The sequence below is a fragment of the Streptomyces sp. Ag109_G2-15 genome (assembly GCF_900215565.1).
Classification (GTDB): domain Bacteria; phylum Actinomycetota; class Actinomycetes; order Streptomycetales; family Streptomycetaceae; genus Streptomyces; species Streptomyces diastatochromogenes.
In genome coordinates this window covers 1,822,051-1,846,947 of record NZ_OCNI01000001.1, presented here as the reverse complement: position 1 = coordinate 1,846,947, position 24,897 = coordinate 1,822,051, and the positions used below count along the sequence as shown (strand labels likewise).

Genomic DNA, 24,897 nt, shown 5'->3' with positions numbered 1-24,897 from the left:
GCATCCGTCACGCGGATGTACATGAGGCGTCCGCCACACCCGTCCGCCCGCGGCCGCTCAGCCCGCCGTGACCTCGCCGGACGGCGGCTCGGTCGTACCCGGGCGGTTGCGGACGTCGTCGGTGCACTCGTAGCGGCGCAGCGGGGCGGTGCCCGGGCCGCCAAGGATGACCGAGCCGTCGCCCTCGGTCGCCGCCGAGTCGGAGAGCGTGCACACGAGCTGGGCGAGGGCGTAGGAGGTGAGCTGCTCCGGTGCGGTGCTCAGCCGGAGCGCGTCCTCCGGGTCCTTGCGGCCGGGCCCGGTCACGCTCAGGCCGCCCGGCACGTACGTCGTGTAGCCCGCGGCCTTCTGCCCGGCCGACGGGGACGCGGCGAGCTGGTCCAGCAGGCCCTGCGCCACGATCACCCGGCGCCGCTCGTCCGGCGTGCCCGCCGGGACCCTGACGGTCCGGTCGACGGCGGCCAGGGACGAGCCGCACAGCAGGAAGACCTGCACGGGCACCCCCTGCGAGGACTGCGTCGACACGCCGGGCCCGGACGGTGTGCACGGCACCCGGGAGGGCGCCCCGCCGAAGTCCGTCGGCACCTCGGTGGGCCGGATCCCGCACCCGCTGAGCAGCGCGGCGAGGAGGGGCGCCGCCAGCAGGCCGCGTACGGTCCCTGGTCTCATGACCCCTCCTTCCCTGAGTTCCCGACCTCGTCGTTCTTGGTGCCCTCGCCGTTCTCCTCCGTCAGTTGTGAGGCGTCCCGCGGCAGCCGCAGCGTGAACACCGCACCCCCGTCGGGGGAGTTGGCGGCGGTGATCTCACCGCCGTGGATGTGGGCGTTCTCCAGGGCGATGGACAGGCCCAGGCCGCTGCCCTCCGAGCGCGGCCGGGAGGCGCTGGCCTTGTAGAAGCGGTCGAAGACGTGCGGCAGGACGTCCTCGGGGATGCCGGGCCCGTGGTCACGCACCGCGATGACCAGGTCCTCCCCGTCGATGCGCACCGACACCCGCACCGGAGACCCGCCATGTTTGAGCGCGTTGCCGATCAGGTTGGCCAGGATGACGTCCAGGCGGCGCGGGTCGAGGCGGGCGTGGGTCCCGCGCTCGGCGTCCAGTTCCACGGCGTCCAGCCAGGCGCGGGCGTCGATGCAGGCGGTGATCTGGTCGGTGATGTCGACGTAGTCCAGGACCAGACGGGCGGTGCCCGCGTCGAAGCGGGTGACCTCCATCAGGTTCTCGACCAGGTCGTTCAGCCGCCGGGTCTCGCTGACCACCAGCCGTACGGCCGGTTCGACCATCGGGTCGATGCCCCCGGCCTCGGACTCCAGCTCCTCCTCCAGCACCTCCGTGACGGCGGTGATGGCGGTCAGCGGCGTCCGCAGCTCATGGGACATGTCGGCCACGAAGCGCCGGGACGCGTCGTCGCGCGCGGCCATGTCGGCCACCCGCTTCTCCAGCGCCTCGGCCGCGTTGTTGAACGTCCGGGACAGATCGGCGAGTTCGTCCGTGCCCGTCACCCGCAGCCTGGTGTCCAGCTTGCCCTCGCCGAGGCTCCGGGCGGCCACACCGAGACGCTGCACCGGCTTCAGTACGGTCGTGGCGGCGGCCTGCGCGAGCAGCGCCGAGCCGATCAGGGCGAGGCCCGTCGCGATCCCCAGCGACCAGGCCAGCGAGTTGAGGTCCTTGGCCTCCGGCTCCAGCGACTTCGCCATGTAGCCCGTAGGGCCGCCGCCGATCAGCCGGGTACCGGCGACCAGGTACGGCGTGCCGTGCTCGTCGACCCGCTGCCAGTACAGGTGGTACGGCGACTTGTTGGCGTCGGTCACCTTCTGCTGCCTGTTCACCGCGGCCCGCAGCGACTTGGGCACGTCCTCCAGGGCGAAGCCGTTGATGCCGCCCGAGTTGCCGTACACCGTCTTGCCGCTCGGGTCCTGGGCGATCAGCAGCACGCTGAACCGCTGGCTGCTGCCGGCCATCTGGCCCGCCGCGTGCTGCAGTTCGTCCTGTGAGGGGTGCACCGGCAGCGCCCCCGCCCGGTTCTGCATCTCCTGCTGGAAGTCGCGCAGCACCGCGTCCTGGGCGCGGGTGAGCACGGCCTCCCGGTTCAGCCAGTACGCGATGCCCGACGCGGACACCGCGGCGGTGAGCGCGACCAGACCGAAGACGACGACCAGTCGCAGCCTGAGGCTGGTGAACCGCAGCCGCGACAGATTTCCCTTACGCCCCGCGGTCCAGCCGCGCAGCCCCCCTTGCGTGTCGGTCACTGAGGAGCGTCCAGGCGGTAGCCGACACCACGGACGGTACGGATCAGGGTCGGGGACGAGGGCACGTCCTCCACCTTGGCACGCAGCCGCTGCACACACGCGTCCACCAGGCGCGAGTCGCCCAGGTAGTCGTGCTCCCACACCAGCCGCAGCAGCTGCTGCCGGGACAGCGCCTGACCGGGCCGCCGGCTCAGCTCCAGGAGCAGTCTCAGCTCGGTCGGCGTCAGCTGCAGGTCCTCGCCGTTCTTGGTCACGGTCATCGCGGAGCGGTCGATGACCAGGCTGCCGAAGGCCGCCGAGTCGCTGGACTCGCGCTCGCCGCGGCGCAGCACGGCCCGGATCCGGGCGTCCAGCACCCGGCCCTGCACCGGCTTCACGACATAGTCGTCGGCCCCGGACTCCAGCCCCACGACCACGTCGATGTCGTCGTTGCGGGCGGTCAGCAGGATGATCGGCAGCTGGTCGGTGCGCCGGATGCGCCGGCACACCTCGAATCCGTCGATGCCGGGCAGCATCACATCCAGCACGATCAGATCCGGCCGCTGCTCGCGCAGCAGCTTCAGACCGTCCTCACCGCTGGCAGCGGTGGCCACCCGGTGACCCTGGCGCGTCAGGGAGAGCTCCAGGGCCGTGCGGATGGCGTCGTCGTCCTCGATCAGCAACAGGGAAGGCACGGGCTCATTCTGGCCCATGGACGGGCTCTCGTACGACCTACCGACACCATGCCCTCCCTACCGCCATCACCTGTGCGCGCTCTGTGACGGCCCTGGGCCGGACCCCTGTGACAGGTCTGTGACAGTCGGCGGACACGGCCATGAAGGTCCCTCGGCAAGCTTTTCGGCACAGGCAAGGAAGCAACGCCGAGCAAGTCGAACACCGGAAGTCCACGACGGGGAGCGCGAGATGAACACGCTGCACAGCATCAGCACCAGCGCAGTTGTCACGCGTCTGCACGACGTGAACCGGGGTTCCGAGAAGTCCGGCGCCGTGAGCGGGCGGGGGTGCGCTCGCGGCGCCGGGCGTCAGCACACCGGTTACATGACGGTGGTTGACGCGTACACGGGGGAAACGCACGGGGGATCCGCGTACAGGGAGGACTCGGGGGAGCGCCGTTCGCTGACCGAGGCGGAGTTCACCGCCTACGTCCAGGAGCGCCGCGCCTCCCTGTACGCCACCGCCTACCACCTGACCGGTGACCGCTTCGAGGCCGAGGACCTGCTGCAGAGCGCGCTGTTCTCGACGTACAAGGCGTGGGACCGGATCAGCGACAAGGCGGCGGTCGGCGGCTATCTGCGCCGCACCATGACCAACCTGCACATCAGCGCCTGGCGGCGCCGCAAGCTCAACGAGTACCCGACCGAGGAACTGCCGGAGACGCCCGGCGAGACGGACGCGATGCGCGGCACCGAGCTGCGCGCGGTCCTGTGGCAGGCGCTGGCCCGGCTGCCCGAACTCCAGCGCACCATGCTGGTCCTGCGCTACTACGAGGGCCGCACGGACCCGGAGATCGCGGAGATCCTCGACATCAGCGTCGGCACGGTGAAGTCCAGCATCTGGCGGTCGCTCCGCCGGCTGCGCGAGGACGAGGTCCTCAGCTTCGGCCGTGACGAGGAGGACGCCTTCGGCGAGTTGGTCGCCTGAAGGTCAGGGGTCACTGGGGGGTGACCTCGGGGGAGCAACGGGGGACCACTGGGGGGTGGGCCCACGGGGGAACACGGGGGAGCACAGAGGAACGGGACTGGTGGGCCGGGGGGTCTGACCAGTCCCGTTTCGCGTTTCCGTACGGCCCTCAGGCCGCGGTTGTGCTGCCGTGCCCGACGGCCCACTCCGCTGCCGTCAGCCGCCCCAGGGCCTCGTCCCGGTCGCACGGATACGCACCGAGGGACACCTGGCGGGCCACGATCGACCGCTCCGCGCGCATCAGCCGCCAGCCGCGCCGCACCAGGAACGGCACCGACTTGCGGCCCTCCTTCAGATCGCGCAGGAAACGCCGGCGGAAGGTGGTGACCGGGCCGCGGGTCAGGCACAGCGCGTCCGCCAGCAGACCCAGTTCACGGCAGCGCTCCACGATCTCCGCGGCGAAGATGCCCTCCGCGATGAACAGCGGGGTGCGCCCGATGTGCAGCGTCTCCTCGCCGGTACGGGCGCTCAGCGCGATGTCGTACACCGGAACGGGCGTCGAGCCCGAGGCGCACAGCCGGGAGATGGCCTCGATCGCGACGTCCGCGTCCCAGGACTCCGGATGGTCCCAGTCGATGTCCGAACTCCCGTCCACCAGTGGCAGCGTCGGGTCGTCGCCCTCCTTGTAGAAGTCGTCGAGGCGCAGGACGGGGAGCCCGGAACGGGCGGCGACGAGTGACTTGCCCGAGCCCGAAGGGCCGCACAGCAGCACGACGCGGGCGGGGGACGGGTGATGAATGCTCACGGAACACCAGTTTGACGCATGGTGGGCCGCCTGCCGACCCCGCGGGTCGGCTTTTGAGCGTGAGCCTCACCTCAACTACCCTACGTACTGACCTCATTACCCTGCGCACCAGAAGGTGGCACCAGCGATGGCCCGACACGCTTCCTCCCAGCACCCCACCGCGCAGCGCGCCCTGATCGCCCTCGCCACCGCCGGAGCGGCCCTGGGGGCGGGCGCGGCGACGGCGCACGCGGCCGCCGCCCCGGTCGTCGACGTGCCGTGGCGTCCCACCTCGCTCGGCAACATCGACCCCAAGGCGGGCCTGACGGTCCTCACCGGCACGGTCGGCTACGTCACCGGCCCGGTCGCCGGCCTCAAGCCCAACCCGCTGGCCGGCACCGGCGTCGACCCGCTCGACAACGGCGTGGGCACCCAGCTCGCCGACTTCAAGCCGGTCGGCTCGCAGATGCTGACGGGCCCGGTCGCGGAGGCGCAGTCGCTCGGCGCGGTGCCGGGGGTGGGACTGGTGACCGGTCTGCTGGGCGGCGGCACGGGCGCGCCGCTGGGCTGAACCCCGGCGGACACGAGGAGAGCCGCGCCGCCCCCGGACGGAGGGGTGGCGCGGCTCTCCGGCTCTACGGGGCCGTCAGGCCGTCAGGCCGTCAGTACGAGGCACCCGACGCGCCCAGCGACCCCGTCGGGTGCCAGACCGTCTTGGTCTCCAGGAACGCCGTCATGCGGTCGATGCCGGGAGTCGCCGACCAGTCGTCCACAGGCTGTGGACGAAGGACGCGCTTCAGGTTGTCGGCCGCGGCGATCTCCAGCTCCTTGGCCAGCACGTCGTCGGCGCCGGCCAGGTCGATCGCGTTGACGTCCTGGTGCGCGGCCAGCGGCGCCGCGATCTCCGCCGTACGGCCGGAGAGGACGTTGACCACGCCGCCGGGCAGGTCCGAGGTGGCCAGCACCTCGCCCAGCGACAGGGCGGGGAGCGGGGACTTCTCGCTCGCGATCACGATCGCCGTGTTGCCGGTCGCGATCACCGGGGCGATCACGGACACCAGGCCCAGGAAGGAGGACTCCTGGGGGGCGAGGACGGCCACGACGCCCGTCGGTTCCGGCGAGGAGAGGTTGAAGAACGGGCCCGCCACCGGGTTCCCGCCGCCCACGACCTGGGCGATCTTGTCGGTCCAGCCCGCGTACCAGACCCAGCGGTCGATCGCGGCGTCCACCTGGGCGGCGGCCTTCGACTTGGACAGGCCCTCCGCCTCGGCCACCTCGCGGACGAACTGCTCGCGACGGCCCTCCAGCATCTCCGCGACGCGGTAGAGGATCTGGCCGCGGTTGTAGGCCGTGGCCCCCGACCAGCCGCCGACCGCCTTGCGGGCGGCCACGACCGCGTCACGGGCGTCCTTGCGGGAGGACTGGGGAGCGTTGGCCAGCCAGTTGCCCTTCGAGTCGGTCACCTCGTACACCCGGCCGCTCTCGGAACGCGGGAACTTCCCGCCGACGTACAGCTTGTAGGTCTTGAAAACGCTGAGCCGCTGCTGCTCGGACTTATCGGTCTTCTCGGACTTCTCAGACATCGAGGTACGCCTCCAGGCCGTGGCGGCCGCCCTCGCGGCCGAAGCCCGACTCCTTGTATCCGCCGAACGGCGAGGTCGGGTCGAACTTGTTGAACGTGTTGGACCAGACGACGCCGGCGCGCAGCTTGTTCGCGACGGCCAGGATCCGGGAGCCCTTCTCGGTCCAGATGCCGGCGGAGAGGCCGTACTGGGTGTTGTTGGCCTTGGCGACGGCCTCGTCGGGGGTGCGGAAGGTGAGGACCGACAGCACCGGGCCGAAGATCTCGTCGCGGGCGATGGTGTGCGCCTGGGTGACGTTCGTGAACAGCGTCGGGGCGAACCAGTAGCCGGACGAGGGCAGTTCGCAGGCCGGGGACCAGCGCTCGGCGCCCTCGGCCTCGCCCTGCTCGACGAGCGAGGTGATACGGGAGAGCTGCTCGGCGGAGTTGATCGCGCCGATGTCGGTGTTCTTGTCCAGCGGGTCGCCGAGGCGCAGGGTCTGCAGGCGGCGCTTGAGGGAGTCCAGCAGCTCGTCCTGGATCGACTCCTGGACCAGGAGGCGGCTGCCCGCGCAGCAGACCTGGCCCTGGTTGAAGAAGATGCCGGTCACGATGCCCTCGACGGCCTGGTCGATCGGGGCGTCGTCGAAGACGATGTTGGCGCCCTTGCCGCCCAGTTCGAGGGTGAGCTTCTTGCGGGTGCCGGCGACGGTCCGAGCGATCTCCTTGCCGACGGCCGTGGAGCCGGTGAAGGCGACCTTGTTCACGTCCGGGTGCGAGACGAGGGCGGCGCCCGTGTCGCCGTAGCCCGGAAGGATGTTGACGACACCCTTGGGCAGGCCCGCCTGGCGGCAGATGTCCGCGAAGAAGAGCGCGGAGAGGGGGGTGGTCTCGGCGGGCTTCAGCACGACCGTGTTGCCGGTGGCCAGGGCCGGGGCGATCTTCCACGCCAGCATCAGGAGCGGGAAGTTCCAGGGGATGACCTGGCCCGCGACACCCAGCGGGCGCGGGTTCGCGCCGAAGCCGGCGTGGTCGAGCTTGTCCGCCCAGCCCGCGTAGTAGAAGAAGTGCGCGGCGACCAGCGGGAGGTCCGCGTCGCGGGTCTCCTTGATCGGCTTGCCGTTGTCCAGCGTCTCCAGGACGGCCAGCTCGCGGCTGCGCTCCTGGATGATGCGGGCGATGCGGAACAGGTACTTGGCGCGCTCGGAGCCCGGCAGCGCCGACCACTTCTCGAACGCCTTGCGGGCGGCCTTCACCGCGCGGTCGACGTCCGCCTCGCCCGCCTGGGCGACCTCGGAGAGGACCTCCTCGGTGGACGGGCTGACCGTCTTGAAGACCTTGCCGTCGGCCGCCTCGGTGAACTCGCCGTCGATGAAGAGGCCGTAGGAGGGGGCGATGTCGACGACGGAGCGGGACTCGGGCGCCGGTGCGTACTCGAATGCGGATGCCATGGTGATCAGTCCACCGTCACGTAGTCGGGGCCGGAGTAGCGGCCGGTGGCCAGCTTCTGACGCTGCATCAGCAGGTCGTTCAGGAGCGAGGAGGCGCCGAAGCGGAACCAGTGGTTGTCCAGCCAGTCCTCGCCCGCGGTCTCGTTGACCAGGACCAGGAACTTGATGGCGTCCTTGGTGGTGCGGATGCCGCCCGCGGGCTTCACGCCGACCTGGATGCCGGTCTGGGCGCGGAAGTCGCGCACCGCCTCCAGCATGAGGAGGGTGTTGGCGGGGGTCGCGTTGACAGCGACCTTGCCGGTCGACGTCTTGATGAAGTCCGCGCCCGCCAGCATGCCCAGCCAGCTCGCCCGGCGGATGTTGTCGTACGTCGACAGCTCACCGGTCTCGAAGATGACCTTCAGCCGGGCGCTGGTCCCGCAGGCCTCCTTCACGGCGACGATCTCGTCGTACACCTTGAGGTACTTGCCCGCGAGGAACGCGCCCCGGTCGATGACCATGTCGATCTCGTCGGCGCCGGCGGCGACGGCGTCACGCACGTCGGCGAGCTTCACGTCGAGCGCGGCACGGCCGGCCGGGAAGGCGGTGGCCACCGAGGCGACCTTCACGCCGGAGCCGGCGACGGCCTCCTTGGCGACGGCCACCATGTCGGGGTAGACGCAGACGGCCGCCGTGGCCGGGGTCGTCCGGTCCGTCGGGTCGGGGTGGACCGCCTTGGCGCCGAGCGCCCGGACCTTGCCCGGGGTGTCCGCGCCTTCCAGCGTCGTCAGGTCGACCATCGAGATGGCGAGGTCGATGGCGTACGCCTTCGCGGTGGTCTTGATGGAACGGGTGCCGAGAGACGCGGCGCGCGCCTCCAGGCCGACCGCGTCGACGCCGGGCAGCCCGTGGAGGAAGCGGCGCAGCGTGCTGTCGGACGCGGTGACGTCAGCGAGAGCGAGTGCTGTGGGTGCAGTGGTGGGCATGGTCACCAGACGAGCATATCTACGCGCGTAGCGGCTGTATAGCCCCGGGTGCTCATTGCCCGGTTGTCGATCACGGATGAGCGCAGGGCGGGGGCGCATAGCGGCGGCTGCGTCGGCGTCGTGCAGAATCGGGACCATGACGACCCCGGACCACCAGTCGGCCACCGCCAAGGACCTGATCTACCGCTCACCCATGGCGCTCGTGGCGGGTGTGCTGCTGCTCGTGCTGGCCGGGTGGCTGGGCTTCGACGCGCTGGTCCACGGAAACGGGCGCACCCCCTGGCTCGCGCTGGCCGGGCTGATCCTGGTCGTCCCGCTGGTGATCGCCTTCACCCTGCGTCCGGCGGTCTTCTCCGGCGAGGACCGGCTGCGGGTGCGCAACCCGTTCCGGGTGATCAGCCTGCCCTGGGGGGAGGTCGCCTCCCTGCGCTCCGGCTACACCAACGAGGTCATCGCCAACTCCGGCACCAAGTACCAGCTGTGGGCCATCCCCGTCTCGCTGCGCGCCCGCAAGAAGGCCGCGCGCCAGCAGAGCCGGGCGAAGGCGGCGGGCAAGGGCGAGGGGCAGCCCTTCGGCTCGGGGGCCGGCGGCTTCGGCCTCTTCGGCGGCCTGGGCGGCCACGACGGCCCGACTCGCGCCGAGAGCGACAAGATCATGGACGACCTGCGGACCGTCCTGGAGCGGCGGGGGCAGGCCAAGTCGGCGCAGGGCGAGGTGACCGTGCGCTGGGCGTACGAGGTGATCGCGCCCGTGGTCGCCGGGGCGGTCCTGCTGGCGGTGCTGCTGGCCATCGGGTGAGGGCAGCCGCCGGGCCTGACCCCCAGCTCACGGTCGTACGGGTCATCACCGGCTGCCGCTTCGCGCAACCGCCGGGACCGCAACCGGTTGTGCCGTCCGACAGTCTGGAAGTCCATGAAGAGGGTCCGCCCGAGTACGACGCGCGTACCGTCTCCGTCTGGACCGTGGACGGGCGGATGAAGGGGATCCGGTTCGCCTGCTCGCCCGACCAGCTCAAGACGCTCGTCGCGCACCGTCGGGGCGAGAGCGACCTCGTCCAGCGCGGCGGGAAGTGGTTCCTGATCGCCACCTGCGACCTTCCGAATCCTGAGACATACGAGCCAATCGACTGGATCGCCTCCCGCCGGCCCGCCCGGGTACGACGAAGGGGTGCCCCTGGCTGCAGGGGCACCCCTCGGCGTCGGTGACTCAGATGCCGGCGGCCGCGGACAGGTCCCGCTTGATGGCCGTGAGCAGGTCGGTCGCGCGGGCGTGGGCGGCTGGGAGGCCGGCGTGGGCGGCGACCGGTACGACGACCTCCAGGTAGCACTTGAGCTTGGGCTCGGTGCCGCTGGGGCGGACGATGACGCGGGCGCCGTCGAGGGTGTAGCGCAGGCCGTCGGTGGGCGGGAGCTTGTCCGTGCCCTGGGTGAGGTCCTCGGCGCGGACGACGGCCAGGCCCGCCAGCTCGGTCGGGGGCTGCTCGCGCAGACGGCGCATCGCGTCCGAGATGACCGAGAGGTCCTCGACACGGACCGACAGCTGGTCGGTGGCGTGCAGACCGTGCTCCACGGCCAGGTCGTCGAGGAGGTCGAGGAGGGTGCGGCCCCCCTCCTTGAGGACCGAGGCCAGCTCGGTGATCAGGAGCGCGGCGGTGATGCCGTCCTTGTCCCGTACGCCCTGCGGGTCCACGCAGTAGCCGAGGGCCTCCTCGTAGCCGTAGCGCAGGCCGTCCACGCGGGCGATCCACTTGAAGCCGGTGAGGGTCTCCTCGTAGGGGAGGTTCGCCTTCTCGGCGATGCGGCCGAGGAGGGAGGAGGAGACGATCGACTCCGCGAAGGTGCCGGTGGCGCCGCGGCTCACCAGGTGGGCGGCGAGCAGCGCGCCCACCTCGTCGCCGCGCAGCATGCGCCAGTCGGACCCGTGCTTCACGGCCACGGCACAGCGGTCGGCGTCGGGGTCGTTGGCGATGACGAGGTCCGGGTCGGTCGCGCGGGCCTGCGCGAACGCCAGATCCATCGCGCCCGGCTCCTCCGGGTTGGGGAAGGCGACCGTCGAGAAGTCCGGGTCCGGGTCGGCCTGCTCGACGACCAGCACCGGCTCGGGGAAGCCGGCGCGGGCGAAGGCGGCCAGCAGGACGTCCTTGCCGACGCCGTGCATCGCCGTGTAGACGGTGCGGGCGGTGCGCGGGGAGCCTTCGGCGAGCACGGCGTCCGTACGGGCCAGATAGGCGTCCAGGACCGCGTCGTCCAGGGTCTCCCAACCGCTGTCCGGGCGGGGTACGTCGTTCAGCGAGACGATCGCGTCGATCTCGGCGGCGATCTCCGCGTCCGCCGGCGGGACGATCTGGGAGCCGTCGCCGAGGTAGACCTTGTAGCCGTTGTCCCGGGGCGGGTTGTGGCTGGCGGTGACCTCGACGCCCGCGACCGCGCCCAGGTGCCTTATCGCGAAGGCCAGGACGGGGGTGGGGAGGGGGCGGGGGAGGACGGCCGCGCGCAGGCCGGCGCCGGTCATGACGGCGGCGGTGTCGCGGGCGAAGTCGGCGGACTTGTGACGGGCGTCGTAGCCGATGACGACGAGGCCGTCGGTCTGGCCCTGGTTCTTCAGGTAGGCGGCGAGGCCGGCGGCTGCGCGGATCACGACGCTGCGGTTCATGCGCATCGGGCCGGCGCCGAGTTCGCCTCGGAGGCCTGCGGTGCCGAACTGGAGGGTGCCACTGAACCGGGCCGACAGTTCCGTTACGTCACCGGCGTCGATCAGCTTGGCGAGTTCCTCACGGGTCTCCGCGTCGGGGTCCTCGGCGAGCCATGCCTGGGCCTTGGCGATGAGATCGTCGTGCACGTCGTGGTCAACCTCTCGTTGTTCGTGGTGCGGGTAACTGGGGGCTCCGCCCCCAGACCCCCGTTCGCCCACCCCCCACGCTCGGCTGCGCTCGCGCGGGGGGACCCCCATCCTGACTCGGTGGGCTGGAAAGCTCGCTTAAAGCCGGCCCAGCACCTGGCCCAGCAGCTGACCCATGCGCGCCGCCGAGTCGCGGCCCGCCTGGAGGACCTCCTCGTGGTTCAGGGGCTCGCCGGTCATGCCCGCAGCGAGGTTGGTGACCAGGGAGATGCCCAGCACCTCGGCGCCCGCCTCACGGGCGGCGATGGCCTCCAGGACCGTGGACATGCCGACCAGGTCCGCGCCGATCACGCGGGCCATGCGGATCTCGGCCGGGGTCTCGTAGTGCGGGCCGGGGAACTGCGCGTAGACGCCCTCCTCCAGGGAGGGGTCGATCTCCTTGCACAGGGCGCGCAGGCGGGGGGAGTACAGGTCCGTCAGGTCGACGAAGTTGGCGCCGACGATCGGGGAGGTGGCCGTCAGGTTGATGTGGTCGCTGATCAGGACCGGCTGGCCGGGGCGCATGCCCTCGCGCAGGCCGCCGCAGCCGTTGGTCAGCACGATCGTCTTGCAGCCGGCGGCCACCGCGGTGCGCACGCCGTGGGCGACGGCGGCGACGCCACGGCCCTCGTAGTAGTGGGTGCGGCCCAGGAAGACCAGGGCGCGCTTGTCACCGAAGGAGTACGAGCGGATCTTGCCGCCGTGCCCCTCGACGGCCGGCGGCGGGAAGCCGGGCAGCTCGGTGACCTGGAACTCGGCGTCGGGTGCGCCCAGGGCGTCGACGGCCGGAGCCCAGCCGGAGCCCATCACGAGGGCGACGTCGTGGGTCTCGGCGCCGGTCAGTTCGCGCAGGCGCGCGGCGGCGGCGTCGGCGGCGGCGTAGGGGTCGCCCTGGATGTCGTCCGGAAGAAGAGATGCGTTCACGCGATGAGGGTAGCCGGTCTTCGCCTACGCGCGTAGATGACAGACCTCACGGGAATGCTTTCGTTGTCTTGTCGTTTCCGACGAAGAGGGCGATGCCGACGTCGGGACGATCATTCGTCCCGGATGAGAACGTCCTTGTCGTTGAAGACCTCGACGATGAAGACCAGCAGGCGGCCACGGCTGACCGTGTACTCCACGAGGATGTTCTGGGTGAGGCGGATCGTGCGGTCGTCGCCGGTGGAGCTTATGGGCCGTGACACCGAGAGGAACGGGTCGCGGGCGAGCAGGGCGATGCCCTTGTCGAACGCGGCGCGCTGACGGTCGTCGAGCCGGTCGCGGGCCTCGGCGGCCTGCACCGTGTAGTAGACGTCATACGTGGTGGGGGCCATGCGTTCTCCCGTTGGTGCGCCGGTTTCCTCAGTCTAAGGAGCCGACACCGGTCAGCACGGCCTCTTGCGCAGCTCCATCACGTAATCGTGTGGCGCCCCGGCCGACTCGGCCGCGTCCGCGACCTCCCCGAGGTACCGCGCCGACGGCAGGCCGCCCTCGTAGGCGTTGAGGGCGTACGTCCACGCCGACTCCTCGCCGTCCAGGGTGTGTACCCGGATGCGGACCCGGCGGTAGATGCCGAGGCCGACGCCCTCCCAGCGGTCGAGGGACTCCTCGTCCATGGGCGCGATGTCGTACAGGCCGACGAAGACCTGGGCGCCGGGCTCCTCGACGATCGTCGCGAGCGCGCCCTCCCAGCCCAGCTGCTCGCCGCCGAAGGTCAGCCGCCAGCCGTTCAGCCAGCCGATGGCGCGCAGCGGGGAGTGCGGGGCGCGGCGGGACATCAGGCGCGCTTCGAGGTTGCCGGCGTACGCGGCATAGAGCGACATGGAGAGAGGGTACGGCAGCGGAAACTCTCGTCTCTCCCGTACCGGAGGCGGCCGCCCGGCGCCCCCGGGGCAGTAGCACCTTGAAGCGTGCGGGACAATGGGGTACGTGACTCGGATCGTGATCATCGGTGGCGGACCCGGCGGATACGAAGCGGCGCTGGTCGCCGCTCAGCTCGGTGCGGAGGTGACCGTCGTCGACTGCGACGGTCTGGGCGGGGCGTCGGTGCTGACCGACTGCGTGCCGTCGAAGACCCTTATCGCTACGGCCGAGGTGATGACCACCTTCGACTCCTCCTACGAGGAGCTGGGGATCATCGTCGCCGACGACACCCCGCCGCTGGAACAGGCGGCCCGGGTGGTGGGCGTGGACCTGGGGAAGGTGAACCGCCGTGTGAAGCGGCTCGCGCTCGCCCAGTCGCACGACATCACCGCGTCCGTCACGCGCGCCGGCGCCCGGGTCATGCGCGGCCGCGGCCGGCTGGACGGCATGCAGGGCCTCGACGGTTCCCGCAAGGTCGTCGTCACCGCCGCCGACGGCTCCGAGGAGACCCTCACCGCCGACGCCGTCCTCATCGCCACCGGCGGTCACCCGCGCGAACTGCCCGACGCCCAGCCCGACGGCGAGCGCATCCTCAACTGGACCCAGGTCTACGACCTCACCGAGCTGCCGGAAGAGCTGATCGTGGTCGGGTCGGGTGTCACCGGTGCCGAGTTCGCGGGTGCCTATCAGGCGCTGGGGTCGAAGGTCACGCTCGTCTCGTCCCGGGACCGGGTGCTTCCCGGTGAGGACCCGGACGCCGCCGCCGTCCTGGAGGACGTCTTCCGGCGCCGCGGCATGAACGTCATGGCCCGCTCCCGCGCGCAGTCCGCCAAGCGCGTCGGCGACCGGGTCGAGGTGACGCTGGCCGACGGGCGCGTCATCACCGGCTCGCACTGCCTCATGGCCGTCGGCGCCATCCCGAACAGCGCGGGTCTCGGGCTGGAGGAGGCGGGCGTGAAGCTGCGCGACTCCGGTCACATCTGGACCGACAAGGTCTCGCGTACGACCGCTCCAGGCGTCTACGCGGCCGGTGACGTGACCGGCGTCTTCGCGCTCGCGTCCGTCGCCGCCATGCAGGGCCGTATCGCCATGTACCACTTCCTCGGCGACGCGGTGGCCCCGCTGAACCTCAAGACGGTCTCCTCGAACGTCTTCACCGACCCCGAGATCGCCACCGTCGGCTACAGCCAGGCGGACGTGGACGCGGGCAAGATCGACGCCCGGGTCGTGAAGCTGCCGCTGCTGCGCAACCCGCGCGCCAAGATGCAGGGCATCCGGGACGGCTTCGTCAAGATCTTCTGCCGGCCGGGCACCGGAATCGTCGTCGGCGGTGTCGTCGTGGCGCCGCGCGCCTCGGAACTCATCCACCCCATCTCGATCGCCGTCGACAACAATCTGACGGTCGAACAGATCGCGAACGCATTCACGGTGTACCCCTCCCTTTCGGGGTCGATCGCGGAGGTGGCACGGCAGCTGCACACGCGCAAGGCGGGCGGCGAAGCCTGACCGAGGGCGCCCGACTTCCCGCTGGTCACGGGGAGTTGTCGAGCATGCGTACGGCATAGGCGGGAAGATTAGGCCCTATACCACTTCCCGTCCTGCCGTGCGAACAACTTCTGTTATTCGGCGCAAACTGCTGAAAGCAGACGGTCGTTGGGGTTACTGTCAGTTTCGTGTTCGCTGCAGAACGTCGCCAATTGATCCTCGAAATGGTGCGAGCGAACGGGGCCGTGTCGCTCCGTGAACTCGCCCGCGTCGTCCAGACCTCCGAAGTGACCGTACGGCGGGACGTGCGCGCACTGGAGGCAGAAGGACTCCTCGACCGCCGGCACGGCGGTGCGGTACTGCCGGGCGGGTTCACGCGAGAGTCCGGCTTTCCGCAGAAGTCCCATCTCGCGACCGCCGAGAAGACGGCCATCGCCGATCTCGCCGCGGGACTCGTCGAAGAGGGCGAGGCCATCGTGGTCGGCGCGGGTACGACCACGCAGGAGCTGGCCCGCCGGCTCGCGCGGGTGCCCGGGCTGACCGTCGTCACCAACTCCCTTCTGGTGGCACAGGCGTTGGCCCACGCCAACCGGGTGGAGGTCGTGATGACCGGCGGCACCCTGCGCGGCTCCAACTACGCCCTCGTCGGCTCCGGAGCGGAGCAGTCCCTGCAGGGGCTTCGGGTGTCCAAGGCCTTCCTGTCCGGGAGTGGGCTCACCGCCGAGCGCGGGCTGTCCACGTCCAACATGCTCTCGGCGTCCGTCGACCGTGCGCTGGTGCAGGCCGCGGCGGAGGTCGTGGTCCTCGCCGACCACACCAAGCTGGGCACGGACACGATGTTCCAGACGGTGCCGACCGATGTCATCACCCGCCTGGTCACCGACGAACCGCCCCCGCACGACGATCGCGCTGCCACGGAGCTGCAGGCTCTCGCCGATCAGGGGGTGCAGATCGCTGTCGCGGGGGCGAGTAGCCCTCCGGGGGGTGAGCAGTTGCCCGCGGCGCGTCAGCGGGGTCTGCCTGGGCCTCGGCGGGGGCAGGTGCCCGGGGGTGGGTTGCGGGGGATGCTCGGGGAGCAGTCGGGAGGGACTGAACGAGGTCGGGTGGCTGACCTTCGTAGGCGTTGAGGGTGCCTGGTCAGTTGCCCTGCTCCTCAAAAGGGAACGCCCGGCAGACGTGCTGTCCACCGGGCGTCACTTGGATCCCTGCTGTCAGTCCTTGATCTCGCAGATCGCCGCGCCGGACGTGACCGACGCGCCGACCTCGAAGTTCAGGCCCTTGATGGTGCCCGCCTTGTGGGCGTTGAGGGGCTGTTCCATCTTCATGGCTTCCAGGACGACGACCAGGTCGCCTTCCTGGACCTCCTGGCCCTCCTCGACCGCGACCTTCACGATCGTGCCCTGCATCGGGGAGGCGAGGGTGTCGCCGGAGGCCACCGGGCCGGACTTCTTGGCCGCGCGGCGCTTCGGCTTGGCGCCCGCCGCGAGGCCGGTGCGGGCCAGGGACATGCCCAGAGAGGCCGGGAGGGAGACCTCCAGGCGCTTGCCGCCGACCTCGACGACGACCGTCTCGCGGCCCGTCTCCTCCTCCGCCTCGGCCTCAGCCGGGGTGGCGAACGGCTTGATCTCGTTGACGAACTCGGTCTCGATCCAGCGGGTGTGGACCGTGAAGGGCTCGGCGGAGCCGGTCAGCTCCGGGGCGAACGCCGGGTCCCTGACCACCGCGCGGTGGAACGGGATTGCCGTCGCCATGCCCTCGACCTGGAACTCCTCCAGGGCGCGGGCGGCCCGCTCCAGGGCCTCCTCGCGGGTGCGGCCGGTGACGATCAGCTTGGCGAGCAGCGAGTCCCAGGCCGGGCCGATGACCGAGCCGGACTCCACGCCCGCGTCCAGACGGACGCCGGGGCCGGACGGCGGGGCGAACCTGGTGACCGTGCCGGGGGCCGGCAGGAAGTTGCGGCCCGGGTCCTCGCCGTTGATCCGGAACTCGAACGAGTGCCCGCGCAGCGCCGGGTCGTCATAGCCCAGCTCCTCGCCGTCGGCGATCCGGAACATCTCGCGGACCAGGTCGATGCCGGCGACCTCCTCGGTGACCGGGTGCTCCACCTGAAGACGCGTGTTCACCTCCAGGAAGGAGATGGTGCCGTCCTGGCCGACCAGGAACTCACAGGTGCCGGCGCCCTCGTAGGAGGCCTCCTTCAAGATGGCCTTCGAGGCGCGGTACAGCTCGGCGACCTGCTCGTCGGAGAGGAACGGCGCCGGGGCCTCCTCGACCAGCTTCTGATGGCGGCGCTGCAGCGAGCAGTCACGGGTGGAGACCACGACCACGTTGCCGTGCTTGTCGGCCAGGCACTGGGTCTCCACATGGCGCGGACGGTCCAGATAGCGCTCGACGAAGCACTCACCGCGGCCGAAGGCGGCGACCGCCTCACGGACCGCCGACTCGTACAGCTCCGGGACCTCCTCGAGGGTGCGGGCGACCTTCAGGCCGCGGCCGCCACCGCCGAAGGCGGCCTTGATGGCGATGGGCAGACCGTGCTGCTCGGCGAACGCCACGACCTCCTCCGCACCGCTCACCGGGTCCGGGGTACCGGCCACCAGAGGCGCGCCGGCACGCTGGGCGATGTGGCGGGCGGCGACCTTGTCACCCAGGTCCCGGATGGCCTGCGGGGGCGGCCCGATCCAGACCAGACCGGCGTCCAGGACCGCCTGCGCGAACTCGGCGTTCTCCGAGAGGAAGCCGTAGCCCGGGTGGACGGCGTCCGCGCCGGACTCGCGCGCGGCGTTCAGGACCTTCTCGATGTCCAGATAGCTGGTGGCGGGGGTGTCACCACCCAGGGCGAACGCCTCATCCGCGGCGCGGACATGCAGAGCGTCCCGGTCCGGGTCGGCGTACACGGCCACGCTCGCGATCCCGGCGTCCCGGCAGGCCCGGGCAACGCGGACAGCGATTTCGCCACGGTTGGCGATGAGCACCTTGCGCACGATTGAGGCTCCCTCCTTGAAACAAGCCGAGTTTAGGGACTGCCGACACGGCACTTCGACCCGTCCCCAATGGTGAGCTTGCCCACACGGAGCGTGATACGAGGCTCGCTCGACCCGCGAAATCCCTTGTCGCACCTCGGTAGGCAGGACTCCTCCGGAAAACCCTAGCCCCGTCATGTGGTCAAGGTCTCTGTGAGAGCGTGCTGCGGCCCACTCGGTTTCTTTGTCGAGTCCCTACGAATGGCCCAATGATTCTTTGCCGGTGCCCGAACCCTTGTCCCCGGGTTTACCCGTTAGTAGCGTTCACGATGACTCGAACGTACTTCAGGTAACAGCAGCTCTGCTCGGGCTGAGGTCGAAGGTGGGTGGGGACCGGTGGTGCGCAGACCGGTGGCATGGGTCGTGGCAGTCGTCCTCTTGGCCGAGGCGTTCTTCATCGGGGCACTGAACTGGTTCCTCGGAGTGGTCGTGGACCGGCAGCGGATGTCGCTGGCCGGCCTCGACCCCGACGTCATGTCGAAGTCCTCGAAGATCGGCGGCGTGGCGTTCGGCCTCTACTTCGTCCTGTGCGCCCTGGTGGCCCTGCTCGTGGCGATACGCAACCGCGCGCCCGCCGGCTTCGGGCGTGTCGTGCTGATCAGCGTGGCGGTGGTGCACGGCCTGCTGGGCGCGTTCACCCTGAGCCTGGTGGGCTGGCCGGCGTTCGTGTTCATGGTCGTGATGCTCGGCCTCCTGGTGCTGCTCCTGGTGTCCTACGACCGTGAGGACGGCCCGGAGCAGAGCGCCTCCGGTGGCGCCCCGGAGGCGGGCGGCGACCCGAAGGCCGAGGGCGAGCCGGCCGGAAACCCGGGCTTCGCGGGCGAGCCGCACAGCCGGACGGGCGAGCCCCAGGACGGGGACGACGAGCCGCAGGACTCCGTCCCCGCCCAGGTCACTCTGCCGGTGCCCACAACTCTGTGATGCTGATGCCCAGTTCGGCCAGCAGTCGCCGTACGAGGGGCAGGCTGATGCCGATCACGTTGCCGTGGTCGCCGTCGATGCCCTCGATGAACGGCGCCGAGAGGCCGTCCAGGGTGAACGCTCCGGCGACGTAGAGGGGTTCGCCCGAGGCGACGTACGCGGCGATCTCCTCGTCCGAGGGCTCGCCGAAGTGGACGATGGTGGAGGCGACCCCGGCGACGTACCGCTTGGCCGTCGTGTCCCAGATGCAGTGCCCCGTCTGGAGAGTCCCGGCCCGCCCGCGCATCGCCTTCCAGCGCGCGGTGGCCTCCTCGGCGTCTGCGGGCTTGCCGAGCGCCTGCCCGTCCAGCTCCAGCACCGAGTCGCAGCCGATCACCAGGGCGCCCTGCACCTCCGGCTTCGCCGCCACGACGGAGGCCTTGGCCTCGGCGAGAGCGAGCGCCAGCTCGGCCGGGGTGGGTGCGGTGACGGCGTCCTCGTCGACCCCGCTCACGATCACCTCGGGGGCGAGGCCTGCCTGGCGCAGCAGGCCCAGGCGGGCGGGGGACTGGGAGGCGAGCACGAGGCGTCTGCGCGGCTTTGCGGTCATGCGGTCAGGTTAGCGGGGGCGCCGTGCTACCTCAGGCCGAGCACGATCATGCCCAGCAGCATGGCCAGGGCCAGGACGAGGCCGAGCCGGCGGAGCATCTCCTGCGTGTCGCGGAGTTCCTTCGGCGGCTCGTCTTCGGGGTCTGACCACAGCATGGTGTCCAGCGTGTGGTTTTTTTGTGCCGGGTGCCTGAGTACAAGTACTCAAGTTGGCACCCGGTACTGCTCTGAGCTGCGCGGTTCCCCGCGCCCCTGAGGGAATCGGCCTCAGCTTGGCCAGTAGGTGCGGCTCCACGATGCCTGGCCCGGCTGCGGGACTCGTTGTGCTGCGATGCGGGACGGGTCGGACCACGCGTCACGGGGGCCCGGTGCGCCGGGCGGCGTTGCTGCTGCCGCCGCGGCGCGGGCGCGGACCACCGCCAGTGCGGCGGCCAGCTCCTCGGGGGTGGGGTTGCCTCGTACGACCTTGATGTTCATGACCGCTCCAAAGGTCAGCGGGGCCTAGAGGGGGATGTTGCCGTGCTTCTTCGGAGGCAGGGATTCCCGCTTCGTGCGCAGCTGACGCAGGCCGCGGACGATGTGGCCGCGGGTGTCCGACGGCATGATCACCGCGTCGACGTAGCCGCGCTCGGCCGCGATGTAGGGGTTGAGGAGGGTGTCCTCGTACTCCTGGATGAGCCGGGCGCGGACCGCCTCGAGGTCCTCGCCGCTCGCCTCCGCCTCGGCGATGGTGCGGCGGTGCAGGATGTTGACGGCGCCCTGGGCGCCCATGACGGCGATCTGGGCGGTCGGCCAGGCGAGGTTGAGGTCGGCGCCCAGGTGCTTGGAGCCCATGACGTCGTAGGCGCCGCCGAAGGCCTTGCGGGTGATGACCGTGATGAGGGGGACGGTGGCCTCGGCGTAGGCGTAGATCAGCTTGGCGCCGCGGCGGATGATGCCGGTGTGCTCCTGGTCGACGCCCGGGAGGAAGCCCGGCACGTCCACGAAGGTGAGCACCGGGAGGTTGAAGGCGTCGCAGGTGCGCACGAAGCGCGCCGCCTTCTCGGACGCGTCGATGTCGAGGCAGCCCGCGAACTGCATGGGCTGGTTGGCGACGATGCCCACCGGGTGGCCCTCGACCCGGCCGAAGCCGGTGACCATGTTCGGTGCGAACAGCGCCTGCGTCTCGAAGAACTCGGCGTCGTCCAGGACGTGTTCGACCACCGTGCGGATGTCGTACGGCTGGTTCGCGCTGTCCGGGACCAGGGTGTCCAGCTCCAGGTCCTCGGCGGTGACGGCGAGGTCCGCCTCCTCCGGGAAGACCGGGGCCTCGCTGAGGTTGTTGGACGGCAGGTACGACAGCAGCTGCTTGACGTACTCGATGGCGTCCTTCTCGTCGCCGGCCATGTGGTGCGCCACGCCGGAGACGGCGTTGTGGGTGCGGGCGCCGCCCAGCTCCTCGAAGCCGACGTCCTCGCCGGTGACGGTCTTGATGACGTCCGGGCCGGTGATGAACATGTGCGAGGTCTGGTCGACCATGACCGTGAAGTCGGTGATCGCGGGGGAGTAGACCGCGCCGCCCGCACAGGGGCCGACGACCAGGCTGATCTGCGGGATCACACCGGAGGCGTGGGTGTTGCGCCGGAAGATCTCGCCGTACGCGCCGAGGGAGGCGACACCTTCCTGGATGCGGGCGCCGCCGGAGTCGTTGATGCCGATGACCGGGCAGCCGGTCTTCAGTGCGAAGTCCATCACCTTGACGATCTTCTGGCCGTAGACCTCGCCCAGGGCGCCGCCGAAGACGGTGAAGTCCTGGGAGAACACGGCGACGGGGCGGCCGTCTACCGTGCCGTAGCCCGTGACGACGCCGTCGCCGTACGGGCGGTTCTTCTCCAGGCCGAAGTTGGTGGAGCGGTGGCGGGCGAACTCGTCCAGCTCGACGAAGGAACCCTCGTCGAGGAGCAGCTCGATGCGCTCACGAGCCGTCAGCTTGCCCTTGCTGTGCTGCTTTTCGACGGCGCGCTCCGAGCCGGCGTGCGTCGCCTCATGGACACGGCGCTGCAGATCCGCGAGCTTGCCCGCGGTCGTGTGAATGTCGATCTCTTCCGGCTCGGACATCGGGATCGCGGCTCCCTGCCTGCTCAAAAGGGGGGACGGTTACTCATCCGTAGCGTAGTGGCGCGCCTTCGTGTCGGCAGTGCGGCGTTTCCCACACCTAGGGTGACTTGCATGACGCCGCACAATGCATCAGACGACAGCCGTTGGTCCGACCTGGACCGTCCGCCCCTGAACGCCGCAGCGCTGCGGCGGGCCCTGGTGCGGGAGGGGGGTCTGTGGTCGGAACTGGACGTGGTCCAGCGCACCGGCTCCACCAACTCCGACCTCGTGGCCCGGGCCGTGGCGGGCAAAGCGGGGGAGGGCGCGGTCCTGGTCGCCGAGGAGCAGACCGCGGGGCGGGGGCGGCTGGAGCGGCAGTGGACCGCGCCGGCCCGCTCGGGCCTGTTCTTCTCGGTCCTCCTGCGGCCCGCGGAGGTCCCGGTGGACCGCTGGGGCTGGCTGCCGCTGCTCACCGGTGTGGCCGTGGCGACCGGCCTGTCCAAGGCGGCCGGGGTGGACACGGCACTCAAGTGGCCCAACGATCTGCTGGTGACCGTCGGCGGCGAGGAGCGCAAGGCCGGCGGCATCCTCGCGGAACGGGCCGGGACCGACGGCGTGGTCATCGGCGTCGGCATCAACGTCACCCTGCGCGAGGCGGAACTGCCCGTACCGCAGGCGGGATCGCTCGCGCTGGCCAACGCGGTGAGCACGGACCGCGACCCCTTGCTCCGTGGGGTCCTGCGCGCCCTGGAGGACTGGTACGGGCGCTGGCGGGCGGCGGGCGGCGATCCGGTCGCGAGCGGCCTGCAGGAGACGTACGCGGCGGGCTGCGCCACGCTGGGCCGCAAGGTACGAGCCGAGCTGCCCGGCGACCGCACGGTCGTGGGAGAGGCCGTGGCGATCGACGGCGACGGCCGCCTGGTCATCGCCACGGAGGCCGGGGTACAGGAGCCGGTCGGGGCGGGAGATGTCGTGCACTTGCGACCGGCGTGAGGTCCGACGTGGGAGTCGAGCGGACCGGGTCGGGCGGGTGGTCTTCGCGCCGGCCGAGTCGGACGGGTGGCTCCGGGCGGACCGGGTCCGGTGGGTGGTTTTCGCCCCGGCCGGGTCGGGCGGGTGGCTTCCGGGCGGGCCGGGTCCGGTGGGTGGTTTTCGCCCCGGCCGGGTCGGGCGGGTGGCTCCAGGCGCCGGCCGGGTCGGGCGGGTGCCTTCCGGGCGGACCGGGTCCGGTGGGTGGTCTTCGCGCCGGCCGAGTCGGGCGGGTGGCTTCCGGGCGGACCGAGTCGGGCGGGTGACTTCTGAGCCCACCGAGTCGTGTGGGGGGTGGGCGAGGACGGGGGGCCGGGGGCGGAGCCCCCGAGGCGGCCACCGCGGCACCGGGCGCCCAACCAGCGAAGCGCCGCGGCACCGCCCGCCCAACCAGCGGAGCGCCAAGGCACTGTCGGCCGAACCCAACGGAGTGAGCTGGCGCACACCTGCCGTAGAGTTGAGGCCGGTCGATATCTGACCGTGACAGATCGGAAGGGCAGCTGGCGTGACCGTCGACGACACGGGCTCCGGAGCGGACCCGCAGGCCGCCGACTCCGGCGAGGACCCGCTCGCGCTGCGTCTCGAACACCTCATCCTGGGTGCGGAGCGCCGTTACACCCCCTTCCAGGCGGCCCGCAGCGCCGGTGTCTCCATGGAGTTGGCCTCCCGCTTCTGGCGGGCCATGGGCTTCGCCGACATCGGCCAGGCGAAGGCGCTGACCGAGGCCGACGTGCTGGCCCTGCGCCGCCTCGCCGGTCTCGTGGAGGCGGGGCTGCTCAGCGAGGCCATGGCCGTCCAGGTGGCCCGGTCCACCGGGCAGACCACCGCCCGACTGGCCGAATGGCAGATGGACTCCTTCCTGGAGGGCCTGACCGAGCCCCCGAGCCGGGCATGACCCGCACCGAGGTGACGTACCCGATCGTCGAGCTGCTCCTGCCCGAGCTGGAGGAGTTCCTGGTCTATGTGTGGCGCCGCCAGCTCGCCGCCTCGGCCGGCCGGGTCGTGCAGACCGGCGACGACGAGGAGATGGTCGACCGGCGGCTGGCCGTCGGCTTCGCCGACCTCGTCGGGTTCACGCGGCTGACCCGGCGGATGGAGGAGGAGGAGCTGGGCGAGCTGGTCGAGGCCTTCGAGACCACCGCCGCGGACCTCGTGGCAGCTCGTGGCGGGCGGCTCATCAAGACCCTCGGTGACGAGGTGCTGTACGCCGCCGACGACGCGGGTACGGCCGCGGACATCGCCCTGCGGCTGGTCGAGACGATGGCCAACGACGAGACGATGCCCGAGCTGCGGGTGGGCATGGCGTTCGGCACGGTGACCACCCGGATGGGTGATGTCTTCGGTACGACCGTCAACCTGGCCTCCCGGCTGACCTCGATAGCCCCGCGCGATGCCGTGCTCGTCGACAGCGCCTTCGCCGAGGAGCTGATCCGCACCGCCGAGGCGCCCGCCTCGGAGGCAGAGGCGGCCGAGGCCGCTGCCGCCGCCGAGAAGGAGGGTGAGGAGCCGCCCCGGTACCGCTTCGGGCTCCAGCCGATGTGGCAGCGGCCGGTGCGCGGGCTCGGCGTGGTCGAGCCGTGGCTGCTCAACCGCCGCGACGGTCAGTCCTGACGTCCTTCAGGTCCTTGAGGTCCTTTGTCCTGCCGGGCGCCCGGTAGGTCCACGCACAGGCTGATCACCGGTACGCACACCCCGCCCGGCTCGGGTGCGGGTGTGCTGTGGCTGGGCGTCGGCGTGGGGGTCCGGGTGGGCGTGGGTGTCGTGGGCGACGGGCGGGGGGCCGTCGTGGACGGGGTGCTCGTCGGCTGCGGGGCGCCGGTCGGGATCGTGGTCGGGATGTCCGTGCCGCCGGGGAGCGTCGTGGGCGTGGCCGACGGGGTGGGCGAGGTCGTGGCTGTGGTCGTGGGGACCGCGCTCACTCCGCCCATGACCGAGGTGGCCGAGGGCAGGGCCGTGGGGGCGGTGTCGTCGGTGGCCGCCGTTTCGGGCGCGTGCTCGGTGGTGCCGCCCGGGTCCAGGCGCGGCTCGGCCTCCGCCGTGCCCGGGGCGCCCACCCCGGACTCCGGGGCCACGCGGACAAGGCTCAGGACTCCGGCGGCCAGGGCCAGGCCGCCCGCGGCCATCAGCACCTTGCGGGGGCGGGGCTTGCGGTGCCGGCCGCGCCGGATGCCGGTCAGGACCGGGTGCGCCGTCTCGGCCGGCTCGGCCTGCTGGTCTGTTTCGGCCGTGCCGGGCTGTGCGGATATCGGTGTCATGAGGTTTCCTCCCCGCCGCGCGCCCCGGGCGCGCCGTGGCGGAGCGCACGCTATGCGCTCCTGTGGGCGGTGTGGGGTGAGACGGGTGGGATGTCACTCGAACGGGCGTAGAACAGCGGCGGGGGCGGCTCTTTCCCGGGGCGGGGTACGGCTGCGATGATCGGGCCGAC

The 24,897-nt window shown here is 71.2% G+C and carries 24 protein-coding genes and 1 pseudogene; 8 read left to right on the top strand and 17 right to left on the bottom strand.

Features of this window, described 5'->3' with window-relative positions:
• Positions 1 to 57: 57 nt before the first annotated feature.
• From CRP49_RS07925 to afsQ1, 3 genes are read right to left on the bottom strand one after another with little or no spacing between them, the layout of a single operon-like run.
• Entirely contained in the window at positions 58 to 669 is a 612-nt protein-coding gene (locus CRP49_RS07925; RefSeq protein WP_097252766.1) for a hypothetical protein, read from the bottom strand.
• Entirely contained in the window at positions 666 to 2,249 is a 1,584-nt protein-coding gene (locus CRP49_RS07920; protein WP_097252765.1) for a HAMP domain-containing sensor histidine kinase, read from the bottom strand. Before CRP49_RS07920 ends, CRP49_RS07925 begins: the two co-directional genes overlap by 4 nt.
• Positions 2,246 to 2,923, bottom strand: a complete 678-nt coding sequence (gene afsQ1 / locus CRP49_RS07915; protein ID WP_179851543.1) for a two-component system response regulator AfsQ1 — start codon at positions 2,921 to 2,923, stop codon at positions 2,246 to 2,248. The genes CRP49_RS07920 and afsQ1 overlap by 4 nt, the downstream gene beginning before the upstream one ends.
• Before the next feature lie 229 nt (positions 2,924 to 3,152).
• Between afsQ1 and CRP49_RS07910 the strand changes: the two genes are divergently transcribed.
• Complete coding sequence (locus CRP49_RS07910) at positions 3,153 to 3,890, top strand: SigE family RNA polymerase sigma factor (RefSeq protein WP_097252763.1); 738 nt, start codon at positions 3,153 to 3,155, stop codon at positions 3,888 to 3,890.
• Between the two features lie 148 nt (positions 3,891 to 4,038).
• Here CRP49_RS07910 and CRP49_RS07905 read toward each other — a convergent pair whose 3' ends face one another.
• Positions 4,039 to 4,674 carry a uridine kinase gene (locus CRP49_RS07905; RefSeq protein ID WP_257033333.1) on the bottom strand — a complete coding sequence of 212 codons (636 nt, stop codon included), beginning with the start codon at positions 4,672 to 4,674 and terminating at the stop codon, positions 4,039 to 4,041.
• A gap of 127 nt (positions 4,675 to 4,801) precedes the next feature.
• Between CRP49_RS07905 and CRP49_RS07900 the strand changes: the two genes are divergently transcribed.
• The gene (locus CRP49_RS07900) at positions 4,802 to 5,224 is read left to right on the top strand and encodes a hypothetical protein (RefSeq protein ID WP_097252761.1); all 423 of its coding nucleotides are present in this window, start codon (positions 4,802 to 4,804) and stop codon (positions 5,222 to 5,224) included.
• Between the two features lie 91 nt (positions 5,225 to 5,315).
• On the opposite strand, the gene CRP49_RS07895 is transcribed toward CRP49_RS07900, so the two are convergent.
• From CRP49_RS07895 to deoC, 3 genes are read right to left on the bottom strand one after another with little or no spacing between them, the layout of a single operon-like run.
• On the bottom strand, positions 5,316 to 6,236 hold the full coding sequence (locus CRP49_RS07895; protein ID WP_097252760.1) for an aldehyde dehydrogenase family protein: 921 nt from the start codon (positions 6,234 to 6,236) through the stop codon (positions 5,316 to 5,318).
• Positions 6,229 to 7,665, bottom strand: a complete 1,437-nt coding sequence (locus tag CRP49_RS07890; RefSeq protein WP_097252759.1) for an aldehyde dehydrogenase family protein — start codon at positions 7,663 to 7,665, stop codon at positions 6,229 to 6,231. Before CRP49_RS07890 ends, CRP49_RS07895 begins: the two co-directional genes overlap by 8 nt.
• A 5-nt stretch (positions 7,666 to 7,670) precedes the next feature.
• Positions 7,671 to 8,630 carry a deoxyribose-phosphate aldolase gene (gene deoC, locus CRP49_RS07885; RefSeq protein WP_097252758.1) on the bottom strand — a complete coding sequence of 320 codons (960 nt, stop codon included), beginning with the start codon at positions 8,628 to 8,630 and terminating at the stop codon, positions 7,671 to 7,673.
• Between the two features lie 136 nt (positions 8,631 to 8,766).
• Here deoC and CRP49_RS07880 point away from each other — a divergent pair, with 136 nt between their 5' ends.
• Positions 8,767 to 9,429 carry a PH domain-containing protein gene (locus CRP49_RS07880; RefSeq protein WP_097252757.1) on the top strand — a complete coding sequence of 221 codons (663 nt, stop codon included), beginning with the start codon at positions 8,767 to 8,769 and terminating at the stop codon, positions 9,427 to 9,429.
• 408 nt (positions 9,430 to 9,837) lie between these two features.
• Here CRP49_RS07880 and CRP49_RS07870 read toward each other — a convergent pair whose 3' ends face one another.
• The 4 genes from CRP49_RS07870 to CRP49_RS07855 form a co-directional block, all read right to left on the bottom strand.
• Complete coding sequence (locus CRP49_RS07870; RefSeq protein WP_097252756.1) at positions 9,838 to 11,469, bottom strand: phospho-sugar mutase; 1,632 nt, start codon at positions 11,467 to 11,469, stop codon at positions 9,838 to 9,840.
• Positions 11,470 to 11,607: 138 nt separating this feature from the next.
• A complete protein-coding gene (locus tag CRP49_RS07865) occupies positions 11,608 to 12,432 on the bottom strand; it encodes a purine-nucleoside phosphorylase (RefSeq protein WP_097252755.1) in 825 nt (274 codons plus the stop codon).
• 110 nt (positions 12,433 to 12,542) lie between these two features.
• Positions 12,543 to 12,821, bottom strand: coding sequence for a type II toxin-antitoxin system RelE/ParE family toxin (locus tag CRP49_RS07860; RefSeq protein ID WP_097252754.1), 279 nt, complete (start codon positions 12,819 to 12,821; stop codon positions 12,543 to 12,545).
• A gap of 51 nt (positions 12,822 to 12,872) precedes the next feature.
• The gene (locus CRP49_RS07855; RefSeq protein WP_097252753.1) at positions 12,873 to 13,310 is read right to left on the bottom strand and encodes a gamma-glutamylcyclotransferase; all 438 of its coding nucleotides are present in this window, start codon (positions 13,308 to 13,310) and stop codon (positions 12,873 to 12,875) included.
• A gap of 97 nt (positions 13,311 to 13,407) precedes the next feature.
• Here CRP49_RS07855 and CRP49_RS07850 point away from each other — a divergent pair, with 97 nt between their 5' ends.
• Positions 13,408 to 14,856, top strand: coding sequence for an NAD(P)H-quinone dehydrogenase (locus CRP49_RS07850; protein ID WP_094215315.1), 1,449 nt, complete (start codon positions 13,408 to 13,410; stop codon positions 14,854 to 14,856).
• A 167-nt stretch (positions 14,857 to 15,023) separates the two neighbouring features.
• Positions 15,024 to 15,962 (top strand): DeoR/GlpR family DNA-binding transcription regulator, encoded by a 939-nt coding sequence (locus CRP49_RS07845; RefSeq protein WP_097252752.1) that lies wholly within the window; start codon positions 15,024 to 15,026, stop codon positions 15,960 to 15,962.
• Between the two features lie 84 nt (positions 15,963 to 16,046).
• Here CRP49_RS07845 and CRP49_RS07840 read toward each other — a convergent pair whose 3' ends face one another.
• Positions 16,047 to 17,819 (bottom strand): biotin carboxylase N-terminal domain-containing protein, encoded by a 1,773-nt coding sequence (locus CRP49_RS07840; protein WP_097252751.1) that lies wholly within the window; start codon positions 17,817 to 17,819, stop codon positions 16,047 to 16,049.
• A gap of 402 nt (positions 17,820 to 18,221) precedes the next feature.
• Here CRP49_RS07840 and CRP49_RS07835 point away from each other — a divergent pair, with 402 nt between their 5' ends.
• Complete coding sequence (locus tag CRP49_RS07835; RefSeq protein ID WP_097257246.1) at positions 18,222 to 18,779, top strand: hypothetical protein; 558 nt, start codon at positions 18,222 to 18,224, stop codon at positions 18,777 to 18,779.
• Here CRP49_RS07835 and CRP49_RS07830 read toward each other — a convergent pair.
• From CRP49_RS07830 to CRP49_RS07815, 4 genes are all read right to left on the bottom strand, one after another.
• Positions 18,751 to 19,368 carry a nucleoside triphosphate pyrophosphatase gene (locus tag CRP49_RS07830; RefSeq protein WP_094215312.1) on the bottom strand — a complete coding sequence of 206 codons (618 nt, stop codon included), beginning with the start codon at positions 19,366 to 19,368 and terminating at the stop codon, positions 18,751 to 18,753. The two genes, CRP49_RS07835 and CRP49_RS07830, sit on opposite strands and share 29 nt — an antisense overlap.
• A 26-nt stretch (positions 19,369 to 19,394) precedes the next feature.
• On the bottom strand, positions 19,395 to 19,523 hold the full coding sequence (gene mmpB, locus CRP49_RS47745) for a morphogenic membrane protein MmpB (RefSeq protein ID WP_094215311.1): 129 nt from the start codon (positions 19,521 to 19,523) through the stop codon (positions 19,395 to 19,397).
• Positions 19,524 to 19,634: 111 nt separating this feature from the next.
• Positions 19,635 to 19,844, bottom strand: a complete 210-nt coding sequence (locus CRP49_RS07820) for an acyl-CoA carboxylase epsilon subunit (RefSeq protein ID WP_097252750.1) — start codon at positions 19,842 to 19,844, stop codon at positions 19,635 to 19,637.
• Between the two features lie 24 nt (positions 19,845 to 19,868).
• Complete coding sequence (locus tag CRP49_RS07815; protein ID WP_094215309.1) at positions 19,869 to 21,464, bottom strand: acyl-CoA carboxylase subunit beta; 1,596 nt, start codon at positions 21,462 to 21,464, stop codon at positions 19,869 to 19,871.
• Between the two features lie 111 nt (positions 21,465 to 21,575).
• Between CRP49_RS07815 and CRP49_RS07810 the strand changes: the two genes are divergently transcribed.
• Positions 21,576 to 22,436, top strand: a complete 861-nt coding sequence (locus tag CRP49_RS07810) for a biotin--[acetyl-CoA-carboxylase] ligase (RefSeq protein WP_097252749.1) — start codon at positions 21,576 to 21,578, stop codon at positions 22,434 to 22,436.
• Between the two features lie 541 nt (positions 22,437 to 22,977).
• Positions 22,978 to 24,083, top strand: a pseudogene (locus tag CRP49_RS07805) (adenylate/guanylate cyclase domain-containing protein).
• On the opposite strand, the gene CRP49_RS07800 reads toward CRP49_RS07805, so the two are convergent.
• Complete coding sequence (locus tag CRP49_RS07800) at positions 24,074 to 24,727, bottom strand: hypothetical protein (RefSeq protein WP_257033331.1); 654 nt, start codon at positions 24,725 to 24,727, stop codon at positions 24,074 to 24,076. The pseudogene CRP49_RS07805 and the gene CRP49_RS07800 sit on opposite strands and share 10 nt — an antisense overlap.
• Positions 24,728 to 24,897 lie beyond the last annotated feature (170 nt).

Bases quoted from the DNA above. Each gene is read 5' to 3' on its own strand.
- CRP49_RS07850 (WP_094215315.1), top strand. From the start codon at position 13,408: ATGGGGTACGTGACTCGGATCGTGATCATCGGTGGCGGACCCGGCGGA.
- CRP49_RS07815 (WP_094215309.1), bottom strand. From the start codon at position 21,464: ATGTCCGAGCCGGAAGAGATCGACATTCACACGACCGCGGGCAAGCTC.
- CRP49_RS07810 (WP_097252749.1), top strand. From the start codon at position 21,576: ATGACGCCGCACAATGCATCAGACGACAGCCGTTGGTCCGACCTGGAC.
- CRP49_RS07900 (WP_097252761.1), top strand. From the start codon at position 4,802: ATGGCCCGACACGCTTCCTCCCAGCACCCCACCGCGCAGCGCGCCCTG.
- CRP49_RS07890 (WP_097252759.1), bottom strand. From the start codon at position 7,665: ATGGCATCCGCATTCGAGTACGCACCGGCGCCCGAGTCCCGCTCCGTC.
- mmpB (WP_094215311.1), bottom strand. From the start codon at position 19,523: ATGCTGTGGTCAGACCCCGAAGACGAGCCGCCGAAGGAACTCCGCGAC.
- CRP49_RS07830 (WP_094215312.1), bottom strand. From the start codon at position 19,368: ATGACCGCAAAGCCGCGCAGACGCCTCGTGCTCGCCTCCCAGTCCCCC.
- CRP49_RS07800 (WP_257033331.1), bottom strand. From the start codon at position 24,727: ATGACACCGATATCCGCACAGCCCGGCACGGCCGAAACAGACCAGCAG.
- CRP49_RS07910 (WP_097252763.1), top strand. From the start codon at position 3,153: ATGAACACGCTGCACAGCATCAGCACCAGCGCAGTTGTCACGCGTCTG.
- deoC (WP_097252758.1), bottom strand. From the start codon at position 8,630: ATGCCCACCACTGCACCCACAGCACTCGCTCTCGCTGACGTCACCGCG.
- CRP49_RS07820 (WP_097252750.1), bottom strand. From the start codon at position 19,844: ATGAACATCAAGGTCGTACGAGGCAACCCCACCCCCGAGGAGCTGGCC.
- CRP49_RS07855 (WP_097252753.1), bottom strand. From the start codon at position 13,310: ATGTCGCTCTATGCCGCGTACGCCGGCAACCTCGAAGCGCGCCTGATG.
- CRP49_RS07925 (WP_097252766.1), bottom strand. From the start codon at position 669: ATGAGACCAGGGACCGTACGCGGCCTGCTGGCGGCGCCCCTCCTCGCC.
- CRP49_RS07860 (WP_097252754.1), bottom strand. From the start codon at position 12,821: ATGGCCCCCACCACGTATGACGTCTACTACACGGTGCAGGCCGCCGAG.
- CRP49_RS07895 (WP_097252760.1), bottom strand. From the start codon at position 6,236: ATGTCTGAGAAGTCCGAGAAGACCGATAAGTCCGAGCAGCAGCGGCTC.
- CRP49_RS07880 (WP_097252757.1), top strand. From the start codon at position 8,767: ATGACGACCCCGGACCACCAGTCGGCCACCGCCAAGGACCTGATCTAC.